Origin of the sequence: uncultured Corynebacterium sp., from assembly GCF_902782855.1 — a bacterium.
Classification (GTDB): domain Bacteria; phylum Actinomycetota; class Actinomycetes; order Mycobacteriales; family Mycobacteriaceae; genus Corynebacterium.
Map to the genome: position 1 here is coordinate 1 of NZ_CACZOO010000143.1, position 5,439 is coordinate 5,439.

Sequence of the window (5,439 nt, forward strand, 5' to 3'; positions counted from 1 at the left end):
ACCACTATCTGCTCGACATCGTCGGCGGTCTCGTCACCCTCGCCGCCGGATTCCTGCTGGCCTGGCTGCTGCGCAGGGCCTGGCGGGCGTACCTGGCCCGGCACCTCGACGAGAGGATCGTCGAGCAGCTCTCCCGGAAGGGTGTCGCCTAGCGTCGGAGGGGATCCGCCAGAACCGCACGGATCTCCGCACGGACGCCGTCCCCGATCTCCGCGAGTGTCGCGGGGACGAAGGCGGCGTCCTTCGTCTTGTCCACCAGCACCGCACGCACCCCCTCCGCGAAGTCCGGCAGCTGCCGGGCCCGGCGACCGAGAGCGAACTCGGCGTCCAGCGCCTCACGCAGGGTGTGCGTCGACGAGTACTCCAGCAGCGCCGCCATCGCCTCCAGTGAGCCCGGACTCGCCGGGGCGAGGAGGTCGCGGGTGAGGGCCGCCGTGGGGTCCGCACTGTTCCCGTCAGCCCGGAGCCTGGCGTCGATCTCCGGCCAACGGGCACCTGCCATGAGCTCGACGATGCGTCCCGCCATACCCGCCAGGGCGGAGTCGGGGTACTCCCGGGCCGGGACCGTGGCGGCGAGGGCCGCGTCCGGCCCTTCGGCGAACAGCAGGTCGGTGAAGGCGTCCGCGTCGGTCACCAGCTGGGTCGCGAGACCGGTCCACAGCAGGTCGCCCGCGGTCATCCGGTATGCGGTCGCGGCGAGCCAGAGACCGAGTTCCAGCGACGGCCGCCCCTGCCCCGACTGCGTCGGCAGGTGGGTGAGAACGTGGGAGATGCCGACGTCGGTGACGAACCCGATGGCCGCCTCCGGCATCGACGCCCAGGCCTTCGGGGTGATGACACGGTGCGAGGCGTGCATCGACACCCCCATGCCACCGCCCATGGTGATGCCGTCGATCAGGGCGATCACCGGTTTAGGGAAGGTGGCGATCATGTCGTTGACGTCGTACTCCTCGAGGAAGAACGTGTCCCCTGCCGCCCGGTCCCCCGCCATGTCCGTCTCCCGTACCGAACGGACGTCCCCGCCGGAGCAGAAGGCCTTCGGCGACGCCGACCGGATCAGGACCTGACGTACGCCGTCGTCCGCGGCGAAGCGGTCGAGGGCGGCGGCGATGCCGCGGATCATGTCGAGGTTCAGGGCATTGAGGGCGCGGGGGCGGTCCAGGGTGATGACGCCGGTGGTGCCGGCACCGGTACCGAGGACAGCGACGGTGAGTCCAGATTCAGTCATGTGCCCATAGTGGCACAGATCACGCGATGCGCGGACCCGGCCCCCTCGGCACACGTCGCAGCGGGCAACGGAAACCCCTGCTCCACATCATGTTTCCTTTGGTACAGTGATGTATATCACCCGAGTCGGTCAGTGCCGTACACAGGTCACGACTGCCCCGGCCCGACCCCCGAAGGGACCCATGATGAGCACCGCCAGTGCCACCGGCGCCTCGACCGTCACCCCCGACCCTACGGTGCGGTCCGTCGGACACATGCTCCGCCGACGTGTCACCGCCACCCCTGAGCGCCGCGCCTACAGTTTCCCCACCGCGGACGGCAGCTGGGACGTCGTCACCTGGGGACAGCTCGGTACCCAGGCCGCCGAGGTCGGCGCGGGCCTGGTCAGCCTCGACGTGCAGCCCGAGGACCGGGTCGCCATCGCGAGCACCACCCGCTTCGAGTGGGTTCTCACCAACTACGGGATCATGGACGCCTCAGCGGCCACCGTCACCGTCTACCCCACCACCATCGCCGAGGACGTACAGTTCATCCTCGACGACTCCGACGCGAAAGTCGTCTTCGTGGAGGACGCCGACCAGCTCGCCAAGATCACCGGCCTGCGGGACCGGCTGCCCAAGGTCGAGCACGTGGTTCTCATGACCGGCCGGATACCCGAAGGAACCGACACCTCCTGGGTACTGACCATGCTCGACCTGCGCCACCGGGGCGTCCTCGCGCTGCGCTCGAACCCCACGCTGGTCGACGACCGGGTGGACGCCACCACGCTGGAACACCTGGCCACCCTGATCTACACCTCCGGCACCACCGGACGCCCCAAAGGGGTGCGGCTGCCACACCGGGTGTGGGTCTTCGAGGCCTACACCGCAGACGCCACCGCGAAGGACACCGGCGAAGAGCTCCTCACCATCGACGACAAGCAGTTCCTGTGGCTGCCGCTGGCCCACGTCATGGGGAAACTCTTCATGGTGCTGCCGCTGTACTTCGGTTTCGAGACCGCCGTCGACGGGCGGATCGACAAGATCGTCGACAACCTCGCCGAGGTGAAGCCGACGTTCATGGCGTCCGCACCGCGCGTCTTCGAGAAGGCCTACAACGGTGTCGAGGCCGCCATGGTCGCCAAGGGCGGCATCACCGAGAAGCTGTACCGGTGGGCCGTGAAGAACGGCGGCGCGGTCTTCGACGCCGACCACGGCGTCGGCCACGCCGGCGCGTTCACCCGCTGGCAGGCGAAGCTCGGCGACAGGATCGTGCTGACGAAGGTCCGGGAGCGCTTCGGCGGGCGGGCCCGCTGGTTCATCTCCGGTTCCGCCGCACTCAACCCGGACATCAGCCGCTGGTTCGGTGCCGTCGGCATGCCGGTGCTGGAGGGCTACGGGCTCACCGAGTCGAGCGCGGGCACCTGCCTGACCCTGCCGGGCACCTACCGCACCGGCTACGTCGGGCGCCCCCTCAACGGCATCGAGGCGAAGGTCGAGAGCGACGGCGAGCTGCTGCTGCGCGGCCCCTCCATCATGGACGGCTACCACAACAACCCGCAGGCCACCGCCGAGGTCTTCACCGAGGACGGCTTCTTCCGCACCGGCGACATCGCCGAGATCGACAGCGAGGGCCGGGTGCGCATCACCGACCGCAAGAAGGAGCTGTTCAAGACCTCGAACGGCAAGTACGTCGCCCCGGCGCTCATCGAGTCCTCGTTCCGCGGCCTGTGCCCGGTGGCCAGCCAGATGGTCGTCATCGGCAACAACCGGAAATACGTCAGTGCCCTGATCACCCTCGACGAGGCGGCGATCACTGCGTGGGCGGAGAAGGCCGGGGTCTCCGGCAGCTACCGGGACATCGTCTCCTCGCCGAAGGTCCACGGGCTGGTCGGCGGGTACGTCGACGAGCTCAACGCCACCCTGAACAGGTGGGAGCAGATCAAGACCTACCGGATCCTGCCCCGCGACCTCACCGTCGAGGACCAGGAGATCACCCCGTCGCTGAAGCTGCGCCGCAAGGTCATCGGCGAGCACTTCGCCACGGAGATCGAGGCGCTGTACGCGGAGTAGGGGCTACTTTCCGTTCTTCTTCACCTTCTTCGACTTCTGCGACTTTTTCGACTTCTCCGACCTCTGCGCAGCGACCCTGGACTTCTCCAGGTCACCGGCGACGTCGGGGACGTAGCGGAACTCGGTCCGCGGGGGGCGCTCGTAGGTCGAGTCTCCTTCAGGACGGGCGGGGATCTTCGGCGGGTTGTTCTCGACCTTCTCCCACGGCACGGACTCGAGGATGTGGTTGATGACGTTGATGCGCGAGCGCTTCTTGTCCTCGCTCTCCACCGTGTACCAGGGGGCCGTGACCGTGTCGGTGTGGGCGAACATCTCATCTTTCGCCCGGGAGTAGTCCTCCCAGCGGGTGATGGACTGCAGGTCCATCGGGGAGAGCTTCCACTGGCGCAGCGGATCCTCACGGCGTGAGGTGAACCGACGGATCTGCTCGTCATCGGAGACCGAGAACCAGTACTTGCGCAACATGATGCCGTCCTCGACGAGCAACCGCTCGAAGACCGGCGCCTGATGAAGGAACCGACGGTACTGGGCGGTGGTGCAGAAGCCCATGACGCGCTCGACGCCGGCCCGGTTGTACCAGGAGCGGTCGAAGATGACGATCTCCCCGGCGGTGGGCAGCTTCTCGACATAGCGCTGGAAGTACCACTGCCCCTGCTCACGGGAGGTGGGGGTCGGCAACGCCTCGACCCGGCAGTACCGCGGGTTGAGGTACTGGGTGATGCGCTTGATCGCGGAGCCCTTACCCGCCGCGTCCCTCCCCTCCATGATGATGACGACACGGGCACCGGTCTCCCGGACCCACTGCTGCATCTCCACCAGCTGAGCCTGCAGTTCCTCCAGACGCTTCTCATAGGCCTGCTTGTCGAGCTTCGGCGGGGTCACGATGCGGTCGTCGGCGCGGACGGGAGCGGTGTTCTGGTTATTCGGGGACATGCCCGGAGTTTACCGCGTGCGACGGGCGGTACCGCTTCCGAGGTTCCCACACCCCACCCCGCCCCACCCCGTGCCGATCATCCGTTCGACCCTCACCCCTATTGTTACTGAAAGGGAATGTGCCGGAGTGCCCCCGGTGAACCACATGATCGAGAGCAACCGCCGCAGCAGGGGACCGGGGAAATCACACACCCGGAACCGCGCCACCACGGGTAGGGTCGGGCCCATGATTCTCATCAATGTCCGATTCCGCCCGCTCCCCGAGTACGTCGACAACTTCCGCGAGATCGTCGCCGACTTCACCGACGCCACCCGCGCCGAAGAGGGCAACCTCTGCTTCGACTGGTTCCGCAACACCGATGACCCGGACGAGTACCTGCTCGTCGAGTCCTTCCGGGACGACGCCGCTGTCGCCCACGTGCAGAGCGAGCACTTCAAGACCGCCTGCCGACTCTTCCCCACCGTGCTCACCGAAACGCCCCAGATCATCAACCACACGATCCCCGGCAAGACCGAATGGGACCGGATGGCGGAGTTCTCGGTCGAATAGCCGGTTGCGGGGGCGGCGGGTCAACTGTTCCCGCCGATCTCCTTCTCCGGCCCCTGGGTCCGCATCGCCTCCTCCAGCTCGCCGCGCAGCCGCGAAATGTCGTCGTCGGTCCACCCGTCCCCGACCACCGCGGTCAGCCCGTCGATGACGGAGGTCCCGTAGTTGTGACCATGACCGTCGGGAACCTTCGCCGCGCGTGGAAGATCCAGCGTGACCTGCCAGAACGTCACGAAAGGCATCCACTTCATCGCCGGACTCCGGTCAAAACCGGCATCCTCCCTCAGCCAGTCCGGCCGTTTGAGGATGAGGTCCGGTGACCACCACACCACCGGATCAGAGGGATGCTGAACATAGAGGACCCGCGGTGAGCGCCATTCATCTGCGGGGTTCCCCCCGTTGAGTTCGTGACGCCAGGCGGTGATGTCCCCGGCGTTCTCCGCGAACCGCACGGTCATGCCGCCGGAGTACTCCGGGCTCACCTCACTGGTCCCGGGATCACGACGGTCGACGAAGTCACGGTGCAGCTCATTGCTGTTCGGAGGCCCCATCAGCAGCATTCCGTCGACGGCCCCCGCAATGTCACGGATACCTGAGAAAGCACTCTCCGCAGCGGTGGTGCCCAGTGACTCACCGTAGATGTACAGCTTCGGCCGGTGGTTCCCGGGCAGGGTGTGCCAC

Annotated in this window: 5 protein-coding genes; 2 read left to right on the forward strand and 3 right to left on the reverse strand. The window is 67.2% G+C overall.

The annotated features are described in order from the left end of the window. Positions 1-148: 148 nt before the first annotated feature. On the reverse strand, positions 149-1,228 hold the full coding sequence (locus tag QZV72_RS06600; protein ID WP_297006490.1) for an enoyl-CoA hydratase/isomerase family protein: 1,080 nt from the start codon (positions 1,226-1,228) through the stop codon (positions 149-151). A 184-nt stretch (positions 1,229-1,412) separates the two neighbouring features. Between QZV72_RS06600 and QZV72_RS06605 the strand changes: the two genes are divergently transcribed. Beyond that, positions 1,413-3,278 (forward strand): long-chain fatty acid--CoA ligase, encoded by a 1,866-nt coding sequence (locus QZV72_RS06605; protein ID WP_297006492.1) that lies wholly within the window; start codon positions 1,413-1,415, stop codon positions 3,276-3,278. A 3-nt stretch (positions 3,279-3,281) separates the two neighbouring features. Here the strand turns inward: QZV72_RS06605 and ppk2 are convergent, their stop codons facing one another. Continuing rightward, on the reverse strand, positions 3,282-4,211 hold the full coding sequence (gene ppk2, locus QZV72_RS06610) for a polyphosphate kinase 2 (protein ID WP_297006494.1): 930 nt from the start codon (positions 4,209-4,211) through the stop codon (positions 3,282-3,284). 226 nt (positions 4,212-4,437) lie between these two features. On the opposite strand from ppk2, the gene QZV72_RS06615 reads away from it, so the two are divergent. Beyond that, a complete protein-coding gene (locus tag QZV72_RS06615; protein WP_297006496.1) occupies positions 4,438-4,761 on the forward strand; it encodes a putative quinol monooxygenase in 324 nt (107 codons plus the stop codon). 20 nt (positions 4,762-4,781) lie between these two features. Here the strand turns inward: QZV72_RS06615 and QZV72_RS06620 are convergent. Continuing rightward, on the reverse strand, positions 4,782-5,439 hold a 658-nt coding region (locus QZV72_RS06620; protein ID WP_297006498.1), incomplete at its 5' end, for an alpha/beta-hydrolase family protein.

Coding starts and splice junctions, on each gene's coding strand:
- QZV72_RS06600 (WP_297006490.1), bottom strand. CDS start 1,228: ATGACTGAATCTGGACTCACCGTCGCTGTCCTCGGTACCGGTGCCGGC.
- QZV72_RS06605 (WP_297006492.1), top strand. CDS start 1,413: ATGAGCACCGCCAGTGCCACCGGCGCCTCGACCGTCACCCCCGACCCT.
- ppk2 (WP_297006494.1), bottom strand. CDS start 4,211: ATGTCCCCGAATAACCAGAACACCGCTCCCGTCCGCGCCGACGACCGC.
- QZV72_RS06615 (WP_297006496.1), top strand. CDS start 4,438: ATGATTCTCATCAATGTCCGATTCCGCCCGCTCCCCGAGTACGTCGAC.